Source organism: Pseudomonas sp. IT-P12 (genome assembly GCF_949767465.1).
Lineage (GTDB): Bacteria > Pseudomonadota > Gammaproteobacteria > Pseudomonadales > Pseudomonadaceae > Aquipseudomonas.
This window is the reverse complement of record NZ_CATKPY010000021.1, coordinates 732,213-751,941: the sequence shown is the minus strand read 5'-3', so window position 1 is coordinate 751,941 and position 19,729 is coordinate 732,213. Positions and strand designations below refer to the sequence as shown.

The 19,729-nt window shown below is 46.4% G+C and carries 17 protein-coding genes; all 17 read left to right on the top strand.

Annotated features, from left to right (window positions below):
• Positions 1-16 precede the first annotated feature (16 nt).
• The 17 genes from wbpD (at position 17) to ACM6IM_RS12365 (ending at position 19,723) form a co-directional block, all read left to right on the top strand.
• Entirely contained in the window at positions 17-598 is a 582-nt protein-coding gene (gene wbpD / locus ACM6IM_RS12445) for a UDP-2-acetamido-3-amino-2,3-dideoxy-D-glucuronate N-acetyltransferase (RefSeq protein WP_414865280.1), read from the top strand.
• Positions 599-602: 4 nt separating this feature from the next.
• The gene (locus ACM6IM_RS12440; RefSeq protein ID WP_414865279.1) at positions 603-1,697 is read left to right on the top strand and encodes a DegT/DnrJ/EryC1/StrS family aminotransferase; all 1,095 of its coding nucleotides are present in this window, start codon (positions 603-605) and stop codon (positions 1,695-1,697) included.
• 42 nt (positions 1,698-1,739) lie between these two features.
• Positions 1,740-3,116, top strand: a complete 1,377-nt coding sequence (locus ACM6IM_RS12435) for an oligosaccharide flippase family protein (protein WP_414865278.1) — start codon at positions 1,740-1,742, stop codon at positions 3,114-3,116.
• Positions 3,117-3,130: 14 nt separating this feature from the next.
• On the top strand, positions 3,131-4,360 hold the full coding sequence (locus ACM6IM_RS12430; protein WP_414865277.1) for a hypothetical protein: 1,230 nt from the start codon (positions 3,131-3,133) through the stop codon (positions 4,358-4,360).
• 22 nt (positions 4,361-4,382) lie between these two features.
• Positions 4,383-5,276: a glycosyltransferase family 2 protein gene (locus ACM6IM_RS12425; RefSeq protein WP_414865276.1), complete on the top strand. Its 894-nt coding sequence runs from the start codon at positions 4,383-4,385 to the stop codon at positions 5,274-5,276.
• A 30-nt stretch (positions 5,277-5,306) separates the two neighbouring features.
• Positions 5,307-6,449, top strand: coding sequence for an N-acetyl sugar amidotransferase (locus ACM6IM_RS12420; RefSeq protein WP_201189587.1), 1,143 nt, complete (start codon positions 5,307-5,309; stop codon positions 6,447-6,449).
• On the top strand, positions 6,446-7,060 hold the full coding sequence (hisH, locus tag ACM6IM_RS12415; protein ID WP_414865275.1) for an imidazole glycerol phosphate synthase subunit HisH: 615 nt from the start codon (positions 6,446-6,448) through the stop codon (positions 7,058-7,060). The genes ACM6IM_RS12420 and hisH overlap by 4 nt, the downstream gene beginning before the upstream one ends.
• A gap of 1 nt (position 7,061) precedes the next feature.
• Positions 7,062-7,844: an AglZ/HisF2 family acetamidino modification protein gene (locus ACM6IM_RS12410; protein WP_414865274.1), complete on the top strand. Its 783-nt coding sequence runs from the start codon at positions 7,062-7,064 to the stop codon at positions 7,842-7,844.
• Positions 7,845-7,875: 31 nt separating this feature from the next.
• On the top strand, positions 7,876-8,910 hold the full coding sequence (locus tag ACM6IM_RS12405; RefSeq protein ID WP_201189581.1) for a polysaccharide biosynthesis protein: 1,035 nt from the start codon (positions 7,876-7,878) through the stop codon (positions 8,908-8,910).
• A gap of 3 nt (positions 8,911-8,913) precedes the next feature.
• Positions 8,914-10,032 carry a UDP-2-acetamido-2,6-beta-L-arabino-hexul-4-ose reductase gene (gene wbjC, locus ACM6IM_RS12400; protein ID WP_414865273.1) on the top strand — a complete coding sequence of 373 codons (1,119 nt, stop codon included), beginning with the start codon at positions 8,914-8,916 and terminating at the stop codon, positions 10,030-10,032.
• Between the two features lie 22 nt (positions 10,033-10,054).
• Entirely contained in the window at positions 10,055-11,185 is a 1,131-nt protein-coding gene (wecB, locus tag ACM6IM_RS12395) for a non-hydrolyzing UDP-N-acetylglucosamine 2-epimerase (protein ID WP_414865272.1), read from the top strand.
• A gap of 14 nt (positions 11,186-11,199) precedes the next feature.
• The gene (locus ACM6IM_RS12390; RefSeq protein ID WP_414865271.1) at positions 11,200-12,453 is read left to right on the top strand and encodes a glycosyltransferase family 4 protein; all 1,254 of its coding nucleotides are present in this window, start codon (positions 11,200-11,202) and stop codon (positions 12,451-12,453) included.
• On the top strand, positions 12,453-13,415 hold the full coding sequence (locus ACM6IM_RS12385; RefSeq protein WP_414865270.1) for a UDP-glucose 4-epimerase family protein: 963 nt from the start codon (positions 12,453-12,455) through the stop codon (positions 13,413-13,415). The genes ACM6IM_RS12390 and ACM6IM_RS12385 overlap by 1 nt, the downstream gene beginning before the upstream one ends.
• 2 nt (positions 13,416-13,417) lie before the next feature.
• Complete coding sequence (locus tag ACM6IM_RS12380; protein ID WP_414865269.1) at positions 13,418-14,443, top strand: MraY family glycosyltransferase; 1,026 nt, start codon at positions 13,418-13,420, stop codon at positions 14,441-14,443.
• A gap of 96 nt (positions 14,444-14,539) precedes the next feature.
• The gene (locus ACM6IM_RS12375; protein WP_201189854.1) at positions 14,540-16,534 is read left to right on the top strand and encodes a polysaccharide biosynthesis protein; all 1,995 of its coding nucleotides are present in this window, start codon (positions 14,540-14,542) and stop codon (positions 16,532-16,534) included.
• 231 nt (positions 16,535-16,765) lie between these two features.
• Positions 16,766-18,541 (top strand): hypothetical protein, encoded by a 1,776-nt coding sequence (locus tag ACM6IM_RS12370; RefSeq protein WP_414865268.1) that lies wholly within the window; start codon positions 16,766-16,768, stop codon positions 18,539-18,541.
• Positions 18,542-18,613: 72 nt separating this feature from the next.
• Complete coding sequence (locus tag ACM6IM_RS12365) at positions 18,614-19,723, top strand: DegT/DnrJ/EryC1/StrS family aminotransferase (protein ID WP_201189568.1); 1,110 nt, start codon at positions 18,614-18,616, stop codon at positions 19,721-19,723.
• Positions 19,724-19,729: the final 6 nt, after the last annotated feature.

Here is a 19,729-nt window from a genome sequence, read left to right as displayed (position 1 = left end):
AATACGGGAGCACGAATTGAGTTACTCAGTTCATAGCAGCGCAATAATAGATGAGGGAGCATCCATCGGTGATGACTCCCGCGTCTGGCATTTCGTTCACGTTTGCGGAGGGGCTCGGATTGGTAAAGGAGTCTCACTGGGCCAGAATGTATTTGTTGGTAATAAGGTCGTAATAGGTAACTTCTGTAAAATTCAAAATAATGTTTCGGTATACGATAATGTGACCCTGGAAGACGGCGTTTTCTGCGGACCGAGCATGGTGTTTACCAACGTATACAACCCAAGGTCGCTGATAGAGCGTAAAAGTGAATACAAGAACACTTTGGTCAAGAAAGGCGCAACACTAGGCGCGAATTGCACGATCGTCTGCGGTATCGTTATAGGGGAATTCGCTTTTGTCGGCGCTGGAGCGGTTATAAATCGTGATGTTCCTGCTTATGCGTTGATGGTTGGGGTGCCCGCCCGTCAAATCGGCTGGATGAGCGAGTTTGGTGAGCAATTGGAACTTCCTGTTAACGGTTCAGGCAAAGCGATATGTGCTCATAGCGGCGCCACCTATATTCTATCCGAAAACGTTCTCACCAAAATTGACGCGTGAAATAATGATTGAATTTATTGATCTTAAGCAGCAGCAGGCACGAATTAAAAACCAACTGGACACTGCAATACAGAGAGTTTTGGCGCACGGCCAATACATTTTGGGGCCTGAGGTAGCGGAACTGGAAGCGAAGCTGGCAAGTAGAGTCGGCGTAAAACACTGTATTACATGCGCTAATGGCACCGACGCCCTGCAGATCGCATTGATGGCTCTGGGAGTCGGACCCGGTTCCGAAGTTATCACGCCAGGGTTTAGTTATATTGCGACCGCGGAAGCGGCAGCGTTACTTGGAGCCAAGGTGGTATACGTCGATGTAGATCCACATACGTATAACATGGATGCACGTGAGCTAGAGTCTAAGATCACTCCCAATACCAAGGTTATAATTCCGGTTTCTCTATACGGCCAATGTGCTGACTTCGACGCGATTAATGCTATCGCTGCGAAGTATAAACTTCCGGTAATCGAAGATGCTGCACAGAGCTTTGGTGCTACTTACAAGAAAAACCAATCTTGCGGTTTAACAACGATAGCGTGCACAAGTTTTTTTCCTAGCAAACCTCTGGGGTGCTACGGTGATGGTGGAGCAATGTTCACCGATGATGAGGCTCTGGCCGTTCTTCTACGCCAGATTGCCCGTCATGGCCAAGATCGCCGCTACCATCATGTAAGAGTTGGTGTAAATAGCCGAATAGATACGCTTCAAGCTGCAATTCTTCTTGAAAAATTAGAAATATTTGACAGTGAAGTTGAGCTCCGACAATCAGTCGCCAGGCGTTATGATTTATTGTTGGCTGAATCAGGAATTGAGTCCATACCTTTTGTGCACCCAGATAACACGAGTGTGTATGCTCAATACACCATCCGCGTAGAACAGCGTGAAAAAATGCAGAAGCAACTAGCGGCTGACGGTGTGCCCACTGTTGTCCATTACCCGATTCCTCTAAACAAACAACCGGCAGTAGCTGATTTTAACGTCAATCTGTCCGTAGGAGACGAGGTGGCACGTACGGTGTTGAGTTTGCCGATGCATCCGTATCTTCGCGATGAAGATCAGGTACGAATTGTGAAATCAATACAACGAGCTCTTGTTATATAAAGGATCGTTTATGGTTGTTATGCCGTGATAATAGAATAACGTATGAGTAAGCTAATGCGCCTTTGGAGACACTTAAATAACTATAAGTCCAATGACTTCGTAAAGGCTGTTGGTGTTTTGATAGGCGGAACGGCGCTGGCACAGATATTGATGATGGCCCTGCTACCTGTATTGACCAGGCTTTATACACCTGATGATTTCAGTGTTCTGTCCATTTATTTGGCGTTACTCAGCGTTATCTCCGTAGCCGCGACGCTTCGATTCGAGTTGGCAATCTCCATTCCGGAAGACGAGCTAGAGGCCAGGAATCTACTTTATCTTAGTGTTTTGTTTTCGCTAGTCACTGCTTCAATATTTGCCGGGTTAATATTTTTTTTCTCAGCTGATATTTCCTCGTTATTTGGTAGATCTAATTTACACAGTTATTTATGGGTCTTACCCATAGGTATATTTTTTTCGGGTAGCTACAGTGCCTTACAGTTTTGGGCCGGACGAAAACGCAGATTTTCCATAATTGCGAAAACCAGAGTGCAGCAGGCCGTCGGGGCAGCTTCAGTTCAGATGTTATTTGGCGTTTTGTCAGGTGGACCTTTAGGCCTGATTCTAGGGCAAACGATAAATAATGGTGCGGGAGTCTTGGGGTTAGCTAGGAATATTTACTGTGTCGATAAAAGCCTGCTAACGAGAGTCCATCCTCGGCAAATATTTGAGTTGATCATCAAGTACAGCCGTTTCCCAAAATACTCGATGCTTGAAGGGCTTGCAAATAATGCGGCCATCCAGGTTCCTGTTATCGTGATTGCAAGCCTCAGTGTAGGTCCGGAAGCAGGGTATCTCCTTTTGGCGATGCAATTGATGCAGGCTCCAGTCAGTCTTGTGGGGGGCGCGGTATCCCAAGTCTATTTGTCTAAAGCACCTGAAATGTACCGGGTTGGTAAGCTCTCTGATTTTACTTCTGAGACACTCTTGGGCTTGATAAAAGTGGGAATCATCCCTCTCGCCATTGCTGGTGCTGCAGCACCGCTCCTGTTTCCGTTTATTTTTGGAGAGCAATGGAGTCGGACAGGTGTAATTGTTTTGTACATGGTCCCGTGGATTGGAATGCAGTTATTGGCGTCACCGATTTCGATGGCACTTCACGTCACAAATAATCAGCCTATTGCCATGGGCCTGCAATTCAGTGGGTTACTGCTTCGAGTTGGCGCCGTAGCGGTTTCAGCATCCTGGTTCCCAAATACGCTGACGGAGGTGTATGCCGTCACGGGTTTTATTTTTTACGCGTGTTATCTGTTGATAGTAATGAAAGTGACTGGTGTTAACTCAAGAAAACTACTGAGTCGAGTGAAGTTAATAATCGGTGTTGCTCTAGTAATTTTGCTGTTTGGGTTTTCTTACATTGCGCTCCAACGGTTGATCTAATCAAGGAGGTGTTTATGTTTTTTTATACCCTGACAAGCACCCGAGTTGCAGTTTTTTTATTCGTTGTAGCTGTTTCTCTTGTGTATATGTTTCTACCGATGTTCGTGAATTTCACGTTGCTTCCAAGTGAGTTTTTTTTAAAACTTTCTTTAGTAACTTTTTTGTCAGTCTTAGGTATTTTAATTGGGTATAACGTTCCGATTTTTGATTCGCGTTTTAAACCCCGCGCACTTAGAGTCAGGGTGGATGCAAGGGTCGTTCACGCCTTTGTCTGGTCAATATTCATTGTTTTTATGCTCGTTACGTTGTACACAGCACCGGCGATTCCTCTTGTGTCGGCAATCAAAGGCGCTGATACCGCCGAATTGAGTTTTCAGCGAGGTGAATTTTTAAAGGGTAGGGACGGTGCGGAAATCGCATTAGTTTACATAAGTACGATTTTTGTAAGTTCACTTCTGCCCTACAGCATTGCGAAAATGTTTATCGATAATCAAAGGTATCGGTATTTTTTTCTTTTGATATTTTTCGCCTATTCCATTAGTTTTCTACAAAAAGCATTATTTTTAAATGCTCTACTTCCTTTGTTTTATATTGCGTCTCAGAAATATAAAATAAGCTTGTCTAAAGCCGTAATTATTATTTTAGGATGCGGCGTAATACTATACTTGGTTACCGTATTGGCCGCAGGAGCATCGGCTTCTCCTGGCCCTGTAATGGAGAGTGGGGGCATACTATCAGCAGATTTCTATAGTTCTAGATACCTCCCATCTGGCGCTCTGGATCATTTGATTTGGCGTATCGTTGCGGTCCCGATGTTTACTGCTTCAGATACACTGTTAGTGTTGAAGCAGCAATTTAATGATAGTCCTCTGTTGGGAGCCACGAGTTCTTTTTTTTCCATGTTATTTTCTTTGGATCGTGTAAATATTGAAAAGCTTGTGTTTGAGTACCAGTGGTCGTGGAACGAAACGGCTAACTCTAATGCAGTGTTCTTTATTGAGGGCTTTGCGAATTTCAGTTGGGTGGGAGTCTGGTTCTACTCATTTTTTGTCGGGCAGACATTTCGTTGGTTTAATAAATCAGATGACTACGCGTTCAAATCGTTATGGCTTATTTATTTTTTATGTTTGTTCAGCGGTGGTCTGATAGGAACCTTGCTCAGTAATGGATTTCTATTAATGTTTTTTGCAAATTTCTTTCTAGTGGTTCGGTCTAAAAAAACGAATTCGAATAGAATTAATTAATTTAGTTGCATAAGGAACTAAAATGAGTGCCCCGGATGTTAGCGTGGTCATCGCAGTTAAGAACGAAGAAAAGTATGTTAAGTCTGCGTTGCTTAGCATACTTGAACAGAAAGGAATAACGTTTGAGGTCATTGTGGTAGATGATCAATCTACCGACGCGACGTTCGAAATTCTTGGCTCGCTGGCTCTCGAATATGGGAACTTGACGGTACTTAAAAACCCCCGCGCAGGTAAATGTTCCGCGTTTAACTACGGTATTACAAAAGCCAGTGGCAGATTCACCTGTATATATGCCGGTGACGATATCATGCCTGAAGGAAGTCTTGCTGCCCGCTTCGCCAAGGTTTCGAGTTTTTCTGAGGGTGACGCAGTCGTTGGTCTCTGTAAATTAATTACGCTTTCCGAAGACAAAAAATTTGATGGGCACCTGGTTCCCAAGCGTCGAGGCCAAGGCGGTTTGACTGGTGTATCTTATATGATGAGCCAGGAAGTGGTGTCGAAGATATTTCCGGTCCCCGAAGTGCTTCCTAACGAGGACACCTGGATGGAACTTGCGGTGACACATTTTGTAAACTGGAATGTGGTTCACTCTGACATTGTAGGCTGTATGTGGCGTGTGCACAGTGGTAACAGCATAAATATGCTCGTAGACTTTCCAACCTACAACAAAAAATTAACGCCGCGTATGGCCGCTATAGGACTATTTTTTGATCGCCATGCGTCGGAACTGTCCGAAGCATCAAAAAATGATCTTTACCAAAAAGTAAGGTGTGAAGCGAGTCGTGTTGAAGGCGACATCTTGGGCATTTTATTTTCAAAAACAAGCTTGATTAATAGGCTTAGAGCCCTTTCAGCTTGCAACAGTTTTTTTTATAATCTTCGGAAGAAATTGTACGGTCTGCTCTCCGGGTGGTGAGGTGGATATCGTGAATGATTTGAGTGAGATATGACTCTGATGAAATATAATATTTGTCGCACGTGCATCATGGACACCAGTGATCCCAATATTTCTTTTTCCAAAGATGGACGTTGCGAGTACTGCTTGAATTTCGAACAGAATATCAGTCCCAATTGGAATACGGGAGCTGCAGGCAACGCTGAGTTGATGAAAATCGCAGATAAAATCAAGAAAGAGGGAGAAGGTAAGGATTTTGATTGTATCATTGGATTAAGTGGTGGATTGGATAGTTCATACCTTGCTTACATAGCAAAAGAGAAAATGGGTTTAAGACCTCTTCTTTTTCACGTCGACGCCGGATGGAACACAGACCAGGCCGTCGGTAATATAGAAAAATTGGTAGACGGTCTTGGCCTCGAACTCTACACCGAAGTCATCAACTGGGAAGAAATGAAGAGTCTACAGGTGGCGTTTCTGAAGGCTCAAGTTCCTGATCAGGATATTCCACAAGATACAGCTTTTTTCTCTGGCCTGTATAAATTCGCCAAGGCGCATAAGATCAAATACGTATTGACCGGGGGGAATTACTCAACCGAGTGCTGCCGCGAGCCAGAAGAGTGGGGCGCCTATCCTGGAATTGATAAAACACTGATTAACGATATTCATAGTAAGTTTGGTTCGCGAAAATTAAAAAGCTTCCCGATAGTAGACGTCCTCTCCTACAAAATTTACTATCGTTATGTGTTGGGGATGCAAGTTGTCAGGCCGCTTAATTTGCTACCTTACATAAAAAGCGAGGCTGAAGAGACGCTCGAACGTCTATTTGGGTGGAAGCGATTTCAGCACAAACATCACGAATCCAGATTTACTCGTTTTTACGAAGATTACTGGATGCCTCGTAAATTCGGTTACGAGAAACGTCGGGCTCACTTTTCCAGCCTGATCATGACCGGCCAGATGACACGTGAAGCGGCGCTGGCTCGAATGGAGAAGCCTGAGCTCGATGAGAAATTTCTGGAGTCGGAATTCGAGTACGTTGCACACAAATTGGACTTGACTGTGCCTGGGCTTCAGAGCATTTTTGAGGGTCAAAATAAGACGTGCCTTGACTATAAGAACAAGCGTTTCTTGATTGGAATAGGTTCCCGAGTACTCAGTGCACTTGGTTTGGAAAGAAGACTCTTCAGATGATTACGATCGTGGATTACGGTTTGGGGAATATTCAAGCGTTTGTCAACGTCTATAGGCGTTTGCACATCCCGGTGTCCGTAGCAAAAGGCGCCGCGGATCTTGAAAATGCGACCAAGCTGATCCTCCCCGGGGTTGGAGCCTTTGATCATGCGATCGAGCGCTTGGGAGCCTCAGGGATGCGTCCGGTGTTGGATGAACTCGTGCAAGGAGCGAAGATACCGGTATTGGGAATTTGTGTGGGGATGCAGATTCTGGCGAACAGCAGCGAAGAGGGCTCGCTGCCGGGTTTGGGTTGGGTTCCAGGAATCGTTAAGTCGTTTAAGGGTGTCCCTGGACATTCAAAACTGCCATTACCACATATGGGCTGGAATGATGTAATGCCAGCATCCAATTCCGTGCTTTTCAAGGGCTTTGAAGAGGATGCAAGATTTTACTTCCTGCACTCCTTCTTTTTCGATTGTTCTCACCCCGACCATATTGAAGCAACCTCTAACTATGCGTTTGATTTCAGCTGCGCTGTCCGATCCGATAATGTGTACGGTGTACAGTTTCATCCCGAAAAGAGCCACCACTTCGGTGTTGGACTCCTGAAAAACTTCGCGGAACTATGAAATGTTAAGACCTCGAGTAATTCCGTGCCTTCTTATTCAAGATGGTGGGTTGGTTAAAACGGTAAAATTCAAAGACCCAAAGTATGTGGGTGATCCAATCAATGCGGTAAAAATCTTCAATGAAAAAGAAGCCGATGAGCTGATTGTCATTGATATAGATGCGACGGTTAACGGTGTCGAGCCTAATTACCAGCAGATTGCCAAACTTGCAGCCGAGTGCCGGATGCCACTCTGCTACGGCGGTGGTATACGTTCTGCTGAACAAGCCAAAAAAATAATCGCATTAGGTGTCGAAAAAGTAGCGATCAGCTCAGCCGCACTTGATAACCCAGGGCTGATTACACAAATCGCGGAAGAAATTGGTAGTCAAAGCGTCGTTGTGGTCCTCGACTATAAGTCCCGATTACTTAGCAAGGTCTGTGATGTGTGGACCCACAATGGAACTCGCAATACCAAGCGGAATGTTCTTGACGTCGCGCTTGAGGTTGAACAATTAGGCGCCGGTGAGATTGTGATCAATTCGATTAATAACGATGGCCGCATGAAGGGCTACGATATCGACTTGGCGCTTGAATTACGTAAAGCGGTACATGTTCCCATTACCGTCCTTGGGGGGGCGGGATCGCTTGAAGATATACGTAGCGTAGTCTCTGCTTGTGGCGTGGTCGGGGTCGCTGCAGGTAGTCTTTTTGTTTTCAAAGGCAGTTATCGTGCGGTGTTGATCAGCTATCCTAGTGCGAAACAAAAAGACGAATTAATTTATTCAGCTCTACGAACTAAGTAGTATCGCTTGGTTCGCGGCAAGGTAGGTCATGATGTTTACTGGAAAAAAGCTTCTAATCTCGGGTGGCACAGGATCATTTGGTAACGCTGTTTTGAAGCGTTTCCTGGACTCTGGATTCGCAGAAATTCGCATCTTTAGTCGCGACGAAAAGAAACAAGATGACATGCGCAAGCGTTATGGCAACGCGAAGCTGAAGTTTTATATCGGGGATGTGCGTGACTACCAGAGTGTATTGAATGCTACTCGTGGTGTGGATTATATTTTTCACGCTGCCGCGCTGAAACAGGTTCCGTCCTGCGAATTCCATCCGATGGAGGCTGTTAAGACCAATGTTATCGGTACTGATAACATCTTGGAAGCCGCTATTCAGAATGAAGTGAAGCGGGTCGTTTGCCTGAGCACTGACAAAGCCGTTTATCCGATCAATGCCATGGGTATTTCGAAGGCGATGATGGAAAAAGTGATGGTGGCAAAATCCCGAAATGTGGATGAAACCAAAACTGTCATTTGTGGCACACGCTATGGAAATGTCATGGCATCTCGTGGATCTGTTATCCCACTGTTCATTGAGCAGATCCGCGCAGGTCAACCCCTGTCGATCACAGACCCAAACATGACTCGTTTCATGATGACGCTGTCGGACGCTGTCGATTTGGTTCTTTATGCTTTCGAGCATGGTAACAACGGGGATTTGTTCGTTCAAAAGGCTCCCGCAGCGACCGTGGAAACGCTGGCACGTGCGTTGACATCCATGCTGGGGCAGCCCGAACATCCTATACAGATCATCGGAACGCGACACGGTGAAAAACTCTACGAGGCGCTATTGAGCCGGGAAGAGATGGCTTGCGCAGAGGATATGGGTGACTACTTCCGTGTTCCCCCTGACCTAAGGGACTTGAATTACAGCAAGTTTGTTGAGCAAGGAGAAGAAAAGATCTCCACCATGGAGGACTACAATTCTCATAACACTGAGCGCCTGGACGTCGAGGGAATGCAGAACCTGCTGTTGAAACTTGATTTTATGCGTGCGATTCAGCGCGGTGAACACGCTACTCCCGAGGAGTAAGGCATGAAAGTATTGATCACCGGTGCCAATGGATTTGTGGGCAAAAATCTCATCGCTCACCTCGAAGAGCGAAAGGACATCCAGGTTGTGCGGTTTTGTCGTGAAAATGATGTAGCCGACCTTGGTTCACTCCTGACCGAAGTAGATTTTATTTTTCATCTCGCGGGTGTCAATCGCCCGAAAAATATTGAAGATTTCCAGGTTGGAAATCGTGACTTAACCCAGGCATTGTGTTCTGCCGTTACAGCGACGAAGCGGAGTATACCTCTGCTTTACACATCTTCGATTCAGGCTGAATTGGATAATGCCTACGGCTCCAGCAAGCGGGACGCCGAGGAGCTGTTGCTGAAGCTCTCAAGAGAAAGCGGAAGCCCAGTACATCTGTTCAGGTTACCCAATGTTTTTGGGAAATGGGCGCGACCAAACTATAATTCCGCGGTCGCCACTTTTTGCCACAATATTGCACATGGATTGCCTATCAGCATAAATGATCCCGACGCAAGAGTGTCGCTTGTTTATATTGATGACGTGATCAAGAGCTTCATCGATGTCGTGGATGGAAAGCAGTCAGGCAGTCCTTTCGTGAAGGTTGATCCGACGTACTCCACGACAGTCGGGGAACTTGCAACACGCCTTTATGAGTTCAAGGAAAGTCGGCAGACTTTGGTTACGGAGCGGGTCGGGACCGGCTTGGATCGCGCCTTGTATTCTACTTATCTCAGTTACTTTTCTCCTGAAAATTTTACTTACGAAGTTCCAAAGTATGGAGACGCTCGAGGCGTCTTCGTCGAAATGCTGAAAACGAAGGATTCTGGCCAGTTTTCTTATTTTACCGCGCATCCAGGTATTACTCGCGGTGGCCATTACCATCACACGAAAACCGAAAAATTCTTGGTCATAAAAGGGAAGGCGTGCTTCCGGTTTCGCCACATAGCATCGGGTGATTTTTACGAGTTGTTCACAGATGGGGACTCACCTGAGGTTGTTGAAACCGTACCTGGCTGGAGCCACGACATTACGAACGTTGGAGAGAGTGAAATGATCGTGATGTTATGGGCGAATGAGATTTTTGATCGCGAACTTCCAGATACATATGCGATGCCTGTGGGCAGCCAAGACTGACCGATTAGAAGTGAGCATTGAAATGAAAAAGTTAAAAATAGTGACCGTCGTAGGCACCCGTCCAGAAATTATCCGTTTGTCGCGAGTGATTGCAGGCCTGGATAGCTACTGTGAGCACATACTGGTTCATACCGGGCAGAATTACGATTACGAACTAAATGAAATCTTTTTCCAGGATTTGGGTATCCGCAAACCGGATTATTTTCTCAACGCGGCAGGAAGCAGTGGTGCTGAAACAATCGGGAATGTGATTATCTCGGTAGACAGAGTGCTCGCGGAAGTTAACCCTGAAGCACTCCTTGTCTTAGGCGATACTAATAGTTGCATGGCGGTTATTCCAGCCAAACGGCGAAAAATTCCAACATTCCATATGGAAGCGGGTAATCGTTGTTTTGATATGCGAGTACCTGAAGAAATTAACCGGCGTATCGTCGATCATACGGCCGACGTCAATCTTACCTACAGCACTATTGCACGGGATTACCTACTTAAAGAAGGCCTATCCCCTGATTTGGTGATCAAAACGGGAAGCCCGATGTTTGAAGTCTTGAGCCACTATCGCAGTGGTATCGAGGCGTCTAGCATATTGACTAAGTTGGGCCTTGAACCGGGCAAGTTTTTCGTGGTGAGTGCGCACCGGGAAGAAAATATTGATTCTGATAAAAATTTCCTCAAGCTGGTTGATATCCTCAATTCTGTCGCCGAGACGTTCGATTACCCTGTAATCGTTTCGACGCATCCGCGTACGATGAAGCGTGTTGAGTCATTGGATATTCAGTTTCATGGCAATATTAGGCTTTTGAAACCTCTGGGTTTCAAAGACTATAATAAACTCCAGCTCGCATCCAAAGCAGTCCTCTCTGATAGTGGAACTATCAATGAGGAGTCTTCCATTCTAAACTTTCCTGCGTTGAATATTCGTGAGGCCCATGAGCGTCCCGAGGGTATGGAAGAGGCGGCAGTGATGATGGTTGGACTGGAAGTGGAGCGGGTACTGCAGGGGTTGGCAATATTGGAAAAACAGGCTTCCGGTGTAGAGCGCACATTGCGTTTGGTGGCAGATTATAGTATGCCCAACGTATCTGATAAGATTGTCAGAATAGTGCACAGTTATACCGACTATGTTAGTCGAGTTATCTGGAAGCGCTATTAATTAGAGTTGTGATCATGCCTGGAAAAAAGTTGAGGATCCTTGTAGTTACGCAGTATTTTTGGCCTGAGAATATGCGTATTAACGATTTAGTTCGTGACTTCACAGAAAAAGGGCATTCAGTGGTGGTGTTGACTGGCTTGCCTAACTATCCTGAAGGGAAGGTTTTTGAAAGTTTCCAGGCGACGCCGGAAATGTATGATGATTATCATGCGGCCAAGGTTGTTAGAGTGCCGATGCTAGTTCGCGGTAAGCGCAGCGTTAGCCTGATTATGAATTACTTCAGTTTTTTCATCAGTGCTTCGGTGATCGGTTCTTTCAAGTTGCGCCGTGAGAAATTTGATGCAGTGTTTGTATACGCTGTTTCTCCAATAATGGCTGCTATACCCGCGTTGATTATTGGTCGGTTAAAAAAAGCTCCCGTTTTTGTTTGGGTGTTGGACCTTTGGCCTGAAACACTTAGGGCCGTTGGGGTAGTGAAAAGTAATTTTTTGTTAGCCGTTGTTGGTAGAGTCGTATCCTGGATCTATAATCGGGCGGACTATTTGCTTTTACAGTCACATGGTTTTTTTGATAATGTAAAGCAGTACTGCACAAAAGATATAGATACTCAGAGATTGGTTTATTTTCCAAGTTGGGCTGAAGATGATTTTTCAGATTCGGAAACTAAAAATTCTCAATTGCTGGCGCATGATCAGTCAGTTTTTACTGTTGTATTTGCCGGTAATCTTGGTGAGGCTCAGGATCTCCCCACCGTTTTGGATGCGGCGGAGCAATTACGCGGAAAAGTATCCATTCGCTGGGTAATTGTTGGCGATGGACGAATGAGTGAGTGGTTGAGCGAGCAGGTTAGTTCCCGGAACCTGGATAATGTGATGTTGTTAGGCAGGCATCCTTTGGAAGAAATGCCTGGTTTGTTTGCGAGAGCGGATGCATTGCTGGTTTCACTCAAAACCAACGACGTGTTTGAAAAAACCATTCCTGGAAAAGTCCAAGCATATCTAGCATCAGGTAAACCTTTGTTGGGAATGATCAACGGCGAAGCTGCACGTGTCATCGCGGAATCCGGTGCTGGGCTCACCTGTGCATCTGGAGACGCCAGCGGACTTGCAAATATTACGATGGAGCTAGCGAATGCGGATGCATCGAATCTGACCGCAATGGGAAAATCTGGTCGAGCCTATTATTTGAATAATTATTCAAAATCCCGTCTTCTTGCCAAGCTTGAAGATCTTTTTCGTACTGCCACCCTACGAAAGGCCACTCGCTGATGCAGCAAACCATCTTATTGACTGGTGCGTCCGGCTTTGTTGGAGGCGCCATCCTAAACCGGCTGAATCATGAGAAGACCCGAAAAGTCGTAGCGGCCGTTCGAAGTGAGTCATCGCTGGGTAGGCAAAGTGTCCAAAAAGTGATCGTCCCGTCGTTTGACGGTCTTACCCGGTGGGAGGAGCATTTGGTCGGTAAGGATATCGTCATCCATTCCGCTGCCCGGGTGCATGTCATGAATGACGTGGACGCTGATCCATTGGCGGCGTTTCGAAAAGTGAACGTAGATGCAACTCTCAACCTCGCCAGGCAGGCGGCGGCGGTGGGGGTACGGCGATTTGTTTTCATTAGCTCCATCAAGGTAAACGGCGAAGGAACTGCTCAGGACCGTGCCTACACTGCGGATGATGTGCCTGCTCCGATGGACCCTTACGGAATTTCAAAGATGGAAGCCGAGCAGGGGCTTCGCGAGCTTGCTGCAGAAACTGGTATGGAAGTCGTTATCATCAGACCGGTGCTGGTTTACGGACCGGGCGTAAAAGCCAACTTTCTTAACATGATGCGTTGGTTGTACAAGGGCGTCCCATTGCCTTTTGGTGCTATCCGTAACAGTCGGAGTTTGGTTGCGTTGGATAACCTGGTAGACCTTGTATTGACATGTGTGGATCACCCTCGGGCAGCTAACGAGACCTTTCTGGTGAGCGACGGTGAAGATTTGTCTACTACTGCATTGCTGACCAAGATGGCAAAAGCGTTGGAAAAGCCAGCCAGGCTGATTCCGGTGCCCAGCTGGATAATTGAGTCGGGAGCCGGGCTGTTAGGGAAGAGTGGGTTGTCTCAGCGGTTGTGTGGCTCGTTGCAAGTCGACATTAGCAAAACACGTGATCTTCTGGACTGGACGCCCCCACTGAGTGTTGATGAGGCATTGGCGATTACAGCGAAGCATTTCCGGGAACATCAATAACGATGATTTACTTGTGGTTAGTACCAGCAGTTGCCGTTCTTTCTTTTATTTTGACAGGTTCGCTGCGGCGTTATGCCCTGGCTAGAAGCATCATTGATATTCCTAATGAGCGAAGTTCACATACGATTCCAACACCGCGAGGTGGCGGCGTGGCGATTGTCGTGACTTTTTTGGCTACTCTTCCCATTTTTGGAGCATCCGGACTGGTCGCCTGGCCGCAGCTCATCGCCATAGGCGTGGCCGGGGCGCTGGTCGCAATAATCGGCTTCATGGACGATCATGGTCATATTGCGGCTCGATGGCGTCTATTGGGGCATTTTGGCGCTAGCCTGTGGGCGCTCGCATGGCTGGGCGGATTTCCCCCCATTACGCTATTTGGAACGGACATAAACTTGTATTGGTTTGGCCATTTTCTTGCGGCAATTTATCTGGTTTGGCTGCTGAATCTCTACAATTTCATGGATGGCATTGATGGAATCGCCAGCGTTGAGGCGTTATGCGTTTGCCTGAGTATCTGTCTGCTCTATGGATTAAGTGGCGCATCGACGTTGATCTGGGGACCCCTGATCTTGGGCGTGGCGGTGATTGGTTTCCTATACTGGAATTTTCCCCCGGCGAGGATATTCATGGGGGATGCGGGAAGCGGGTTTCTCGGTATGGCATTGGGTGTCCTGTCGCTACAGGCCGCTTGGGAGTCCTCGGACTTGTTCTGGGCCTGGGTGATACTGTTGGGTGTGTTCATAGTCGATGCGACGTTCACGTTGGTTCGTCGATTGCTGCGCGGCGACAAAGTCTATGAGGCTCATCGCAGTCATGCCTACCAGTTTGCCTCTCGTCGATATGGAGGGCACCTGCCTGTAACGTTGACTGTAGGCGCGATCAACCTCTTTTGGCTTCTGCCTGTAGCCTATGCGGTCACTCAATTGGGGCTGGATGGTATCGGCGGTGTGGTCATTGCCTACATTCCGTTGATCATCCTTGCCTTGAAATTCCGCGCCGGGCAGCTAGAACCCAACGCGAACACTTGATTCGTGCGTGGATTTAGAGGGTGCCGACTGTGAGCGAATGGGTACAATGAGCGGGTGATGTCAGGATAGGAGCGGTACAAGGTGTTTGAAGCGTTTATGGAGCGACTACGAGCTTTATTATTGGGGTTACCGCGCCAAGAAAAAAGGGTGATTCAGGTCCTGGCAGATGTAGCCCTAGTCTGGGCGGCTCTTTGGCTGGCGTTTGTCGTGAGATTGGGGATTGATGAAATGATCAACCCGTTTACGACACATATTTGGCTTTTTCTGAGTGCTCCTGTGGTAGCCATTCCGCTTTTTGTCCGATTCGGTATGTATCGCGCGGTGATGCGTTATTTTGGCAATGATGCGCTGATTGCAATCATTAAGGCTGTGAGTCTCTCTTCATTAATTTTGGGCTTGATCGTTTACTGGTACAGCAATCATCAAAATCTTGTCCCGCGCTCGATCATCTTCAATTACTGGTGGTTGAGTCTTGTGATGATTGGAGGCTTGCGCCTCGCGATGCGGCAATATTTTTTAGGTGATTGGTTTACGGCTGCTCAACACGTTCCCTTCGCTAATCGTGATGATGGGCTGCCGAGAGTTGCAGTCTACGGTGCAGGGGCTGCGGGAAACCAGCTTGTGGCTGCGCTAAGGATGGGGCGCGTCATGCGCCCGGTTGCCTTCATTGATGATGACGACAGCATTTCGAACCGAGTGATCTCGGGATTACAGGTCTACAAGCCAAAACACATTGATCAGATGATCCAGGCGACGGGCGCTCAGGAGATATTGCTGGCCATCCCTTCTTCTACGCGTGGCCGGCGTCGAGAGATATTGAGTCTGCTTGAAGGTTACCCACTGCATGTTCGCAGTGTGCCTGGCTTCATGGACTTGGCGAGTGGCCGAGTTAAAGTGGATGATATTCAAGAAGTTGATATTGCCGACCTATTGGGACGTGATGCTGTCCCGGCTCAGGAAGATTTACTCAAACACTGCATTGAAAATAAAGTGGTTTTGGTTACTGGGGCGGGCGGTTCCATAGGTTCCGAGTTATGCAGGCAAATTCTGGCTCAGTCGCCCGCTGCACTCATTTTGTTCGATCATAGTGAATTCAATCTTTATTGTATTTTGTCAGAGCTGGAGCAACGTATTACCCGTAAATCTTTGTCGGTTCGGTTGTTGTCGATTCTCGGCTCGGTACGCAACCAGGCCAAGTTACTGGATATCATGAAAACCTGGCATGTCGATACGGTGTATCACGCTGCAGCGTATAAGCACGTGCCCATGGTCGAACATAACATCGCTGAGGGCATTCTTAATAACGTCATTGGTACCCTGAACACTGCTCAAGCCGCCCTGCAGGCAGGTGTAGCAAATTTCGTACTGATTTCAACCGATAAAGCGGTACGGCCCACGAATATAATGGGTAGCACCAAGCGTCTGGCTGAGCTGACGTTGCAGGCGCTAAGTCGTGAAGTTGCCCCGGTACTCTATTCAGATCAGGCAAATGTTTCTCGAGTCAATAAAACCCGTTTCACGATGGTTCGATTCGGAAACGTGCTTGGATCTTCAGGCTCAGTTATCCCGCTTTTCCACAAACAGATCAAAGCAGGCGGGCCGCTGACCGTTACTCATCCAAAAATAACACGTTATTTTATGACTATCCCTGAAGCTGCGCAGTTGGTAATTCAAGCAGGCTCCATGGGGCAGGGCGGAGATGTGTTTGTACTGGATATGGGAGAACCGGTCAAAATCGTAGAGTTGGCTCAGAAGATGGTACACCTGTCAGGCTTGAGTGTTCGTTCGGAAAGTAACCCCAGTGGCGATATTGCTATCGAGTTTACAGGGCTTCGCCCTGGTGAAAAGCTATATGAAGAGCTGTTGATTGGCGATAACGTATCCGCAACCGAACATCCAATGATTATGACTGCAAACGAAGACTTTCTGTCTTGGGAAGTTCTCAAGTTGAAATTAGCAGAGCTGCTGTCTGCTGTTGAGCAGGATGACTATTCCAAAGTACGTCAACTGTTGCGCGATACTGTAAGTGGGTATTCACCTGATGGTGAAATTGTCGACTGGGTCTATCAGCAGCGCAGGCTGGAACCATAGTTAACTCAAGCCAAATCCATATTGGATGGATTATGTGGTAGCGCTCAGCACACCTTTGAGTCAGTAAAATTTCGGATCGGTTTTAGCTTGGTAATTAGGTGGGCTTAGAGCGTGACGTTTTCCCCGCCGCATACTAAAATAGCCTATTTTTGAGCGGTGGGGACCTAAGTGCGGGCTATAAAAATCGGAAGTGTAAATGGGCGTGGGGAGAGGAGCTGGGAAGATTGCCTGATGATTTTTCTTGGCATTGGCACTTTCTTCATTTTAGGTTGGCTCTTGAGTAATGCTGGCTACGGAATAGACTTCTCAGATGAGGGTTACTATCTGGTGTGGATGTCTCGGCCGTTTAGCTATGATTGGTCTACGACGCAATTTGGTTTCATCTATCATCCACTTTACATTTTACTGAATGGTGACATATCTAGCTTAAGACAAGCAAATATGTTGATGATATTTTTGTTGGCGTGGTTTTTGATAATTATTTTATTACGCAAAAGTAACAACGCTGCTTTGCAAAGTGGTTTTCATCAAGTGTTGCTGGCTGCTGGGCTCGCTGTAACCTCGCTTTGTTACTTTTCTCTATGGATTCCCACGCCGAGTTATAATAGCTTGGGCTTTCAAGCAATGTTGATTGTTAGCGCAGGCACGCTCCTATCAGATATGGATAGGAGGTTTAGCAGTTTTATGGGTTGGGTTTTAATAGGATTTGGTGGCTGGTTGGCATTTATGGCAAAACCTCCTCTGGCGGTTGCACTGGGGGGCAGCGTCTTAGCGTATATCGTATTGAGCCGTAAGTTTACTCTCACCTTAATGCTTCTTTCGTTGGGAGTTGCAATATCGCTTTTTATTGCAAGTGCAATTGCTATCGATGGCTCCATCGCTGGTTTTTTTACGCGCCTGAAGGTTGGTGTTGATTTTTCGAGTATCGTAGGGGCAGGGTATACACTTAAACAAATTTTTCGTGTTGATAGATTCAGTTTAGGGGCCAAGGAAGTTTATGGGTTACTGATATTTTTCGTTTTTTCTTTTGTTTCGGCTTATGTTGTATGCTTTTCGCGGCCTCTGTTGAGGTTGGTTAGTATATTGTTTTCGGGTGTGGCACTGCTTTTCTGTATTGTTGTTATATTTGGTTTCTCTGAATTAAATCTTGGTGGTGGGGCGTTTCAAGGGTTGGTTATATGGGCTATTCCCTTTGGGTTGGCTGCTTTCTATATGGCTTTTTATTTTCGAGATCGCTTAAGTGTTAGTGGCGCACAACTGTCACTTTCGTCGTTTTTTTTGGTGTTGCCGCATGTTTTCGCCTTTGGTACCAATGGGAACTATTGGCAGGTCGGCAGTTATGTCGGGATTTTTTGGGTGCTTGCCGGGGTTGCTTTCGTCTCCGGTAATATTACTAGTAAAAAAGTTCGAATGGGACTTTTTTCCGTAGCGCTAGTCGCGCAATTAATTACAGTTCTTTTGCTGAAATCTGGAATGGAAAATCCTTATCGGCAAATGGAACCTTTGGGGATGAATAATACTTCTGTAGAGATCAGGCATCCAGGCTCAGTTCTCTTGCTGTCTGATGGTTATGCTACTTATATTAATAATGCAGTTGTCTCCGCAAGAAAGGCGGGGTTTACATTAGATACACCTATAATTGACCTGACAGGTCAATCTCCGACACTACTATATGCGCTGGGTGCTGAGAGTATCGGATATCCTTGGATTGCTGGTGGGTATCCCGGTAGTATGGAGGTCGCACGGCTGGGTTTACAACGTGTGCCTTGCGAGAAATTGGTTTCCGCTTGGGTACTTCTGGAGCCTGGGGGGCCTCGTGCACTCACAGAGGGTCTGCTAACAGATTTTGGGGCGGATCTCTATGAGGATTATGAAATAGTCAGCACTTGGCTTACTGCAGAGGGTGCGGGAGGCTATAAGACAAGTCGTAATCAGCGGTTGCTCAAACCACTACGTTCAGGAATCGCAGCAATCAAAGCATGCGAAGTTCTGCGAGAAGGTAAGTGATCGAATGGCGCTTTGGAAAGAGTAAGCGTTATTATTTAGCTACAGGCGCGTTTTTATACATTGGTGAGCTTTATGAAAAAAGATAACGTTTTCGTCACTAAACCAACGCTTCCGCCACTTGATGAATTCATTCCGTACCTGGAACAAATTTGGAGTAATAGGGTCCTCACTAATGGTGGTCCGTTCCATCAAGAACTTGAGCGATCTCTATGTGAGTACTTTGGTGTCGAGCACATATGTTTGTTTACAAATGGAACGCTGGCTCTTGTTACTGCTTTACAAGCATTGAGGGTGACGGGTGAAGTTATTACTACACCCTATTCATTTGTTGCTACTTCTCATTCATTACTTTGGAACGGAATCAAGCCAACATTCGTAGATGTTGATCCAAAAACTCTTAATATTGATCCGTCTAAAATTGAATCAGCTATAACTCCGCACACTACCGCAATCATGCCAGTGCATTGTTATGGGCACCCCTGTGATGTAGATGCGATTCAAAAAATTGCAGACAATTATAATTTGAAGATTATATATGATGCTGCGCATGCTTTCGGTGTTCAGGATGAGGGCGGTAGTATTTTGCGGCATGGCGATTTGTCTGTGCTGAGTTTTCACGCCACGAAAGTATTCAACACCTTCGAGGGCGGTGCTATCGTATGTCCGGACGCTAAGACAAAAATACGTATTGACCAGTTGAAAAATTTTGGACACGTTGGGGAAACAAATGTAGTTGCTCCCGGAATTAATGGGAAAATGAGTGAGTTCAATGCTGCGCTTGGCTTGCTACAACTCAAGTACATTGACGAATTCTTGGCGCGCCGCCAGGTAATTGATGCGGCTTACCGCAAAGCTTTAAACAATGTGACTGGCATTCGCTGTCTAGGTGGTTCAGGGGAAAAGGTAGCGAATTATGCATATTTTCCTATTCTTATAGGTCATGATTACCCTATCTCGCGAGATGATTTATACCAGCGATTGAAAGATCGTGGAATTCATCCTAGACGCTATTTTTATCCCCTTATATCTGAATTTCCGATGTATAGAGGTTTGCCTTCCTCGCATAGAGAGAACTTACCCTTAGCCACTGCTGCATCACATCAAGTACTTTGCCTTCCGATTTATCCGGATTTGGAAATGGAAATCGTCGATGAGATTTGTTCTTTCATTAGAGAGGTATGAGAGTGC

What these genes read in the sequence shown, in the direction of transcription:
- ACM6IM_RS12410 (WP_414865274.1), top strand. Translation starts at nt 7,062, where the DNA reads ATGTTAAGACCTCGAGTAATTCCGTGCCTTCTTATTCAAGATGGTGGG.
- ACM6IM_RS12375 (WP_201189854.1), top strand. Translation starts at nt 14,540, where the DNA reads ATGGAGCGACTACGAGCTTTATTATTGGGGTTACCGCGCCAAGAAAAA.
- ACM6IM_RS12380 (WP_414865269.1), top strand. Translation starts at nt 13,418, where the DNA reads ATGATTTACTTGTGGTTAGTACCAGCAGTTGCCGTTCTTTCTTTTATT.
- ACM6IM_RS12435 (WP_414865278.1), top strand. Translation starts at nt 1,740, where the DNA reads ATGAGTAAGCTAATGCGCCTTTGGAGACACTTAAATAACTATAAGTCC.
- ACM6IM_RS12425 (WP_414865276.1), top strand. Translation starts at nt 4,383, where the DNA reads ATGAGTGCCCCGGATGTTAGCGTGGTCATCGCAGTTAAGAACGAAGAA.
- ACM6IM_RS12420 (WP_201189587.1), top strand. Translation starts at nt 5,307, where the DNA reads ATGACTCTGATGAAATATAATATTTGTCGCACGTGCATCATGGACACC.
- ACM6IM_RS12405 (WP_201189581.1), top strand. Translation starts at nt 7,876, where the DNA reads ATGTTTACTGGAAAAAAGCTTCTAATCTCGGGTGGCACAGGATCATTT.
- wbjC (WP_414865273.1), top strand. Translation starts at nt 8,914, where the DNA reads ATGAAAGTATTGATCACCGGTGCCAATGGATTTGTGGGCAAAAATCTC.
- ACM6IM_RS12370 (WP_414865268.1), top strand. Translation starts at nt 16,766, where the DNA reads ATGATTTTTCTTGGCATTGGCACTTTCTTCATTTTAGGTTGGCTCTTG.
- ACM6IM_RS12390 (WP_414865271.1), top strand. Translation starts at nt 11,200, where the DNA reads ATGCCTGGAAAAAAGTTGAGGATCCTTGTAGTTACGCAGTATTTTTGG.
- ACM6IM_RS12440 (WP_414865279.1), top strand. Translation starts at nt 603, where the DNA reads ATGATTGAATTTATTGATCTTAAGCAGCAGCAGGCACGAATTAAAAAC.
- ACM6IM_RS12365 (WP_201189568.1), top strand. Translation starts at nt 18,614, where the DNA reads ATGAAAAAAGATAACGTTTTCGTCACTAAACCAACGCTTCCGCCACTT.
- hisH (WP_414865275.1), top strand. Translation starts at nt 6,446, where the DNA reads ATGATTACGATCGTGGATTACGGTTTGGGGAATATTCAAGCGTTTGTC.
- ACM6IM_RS12430 (WP_414865277.1), top strand. Translation starts at nt 3,131, where the DNA reads ATGTTTTTTTATACCCTGACAAGCACCCGAGTTGCAGTTTTTTTATTC.
- ACM6IM_RS12385 (WP_414865270.1), top strand. Translation starts at nt 12,453, where the DNA reads ATGCAGCAAACCATCTTATTGACTGGTGCGTCCGGCTTTGTTGGAGGC.
- wecB (WP_414865272.1), top strand. Translation starts at nt 10,055, where the DNA reads ATGAAAAAGTTAAAAATAGTGACCGTCGTAGGCACCCGTCCAGAAATT.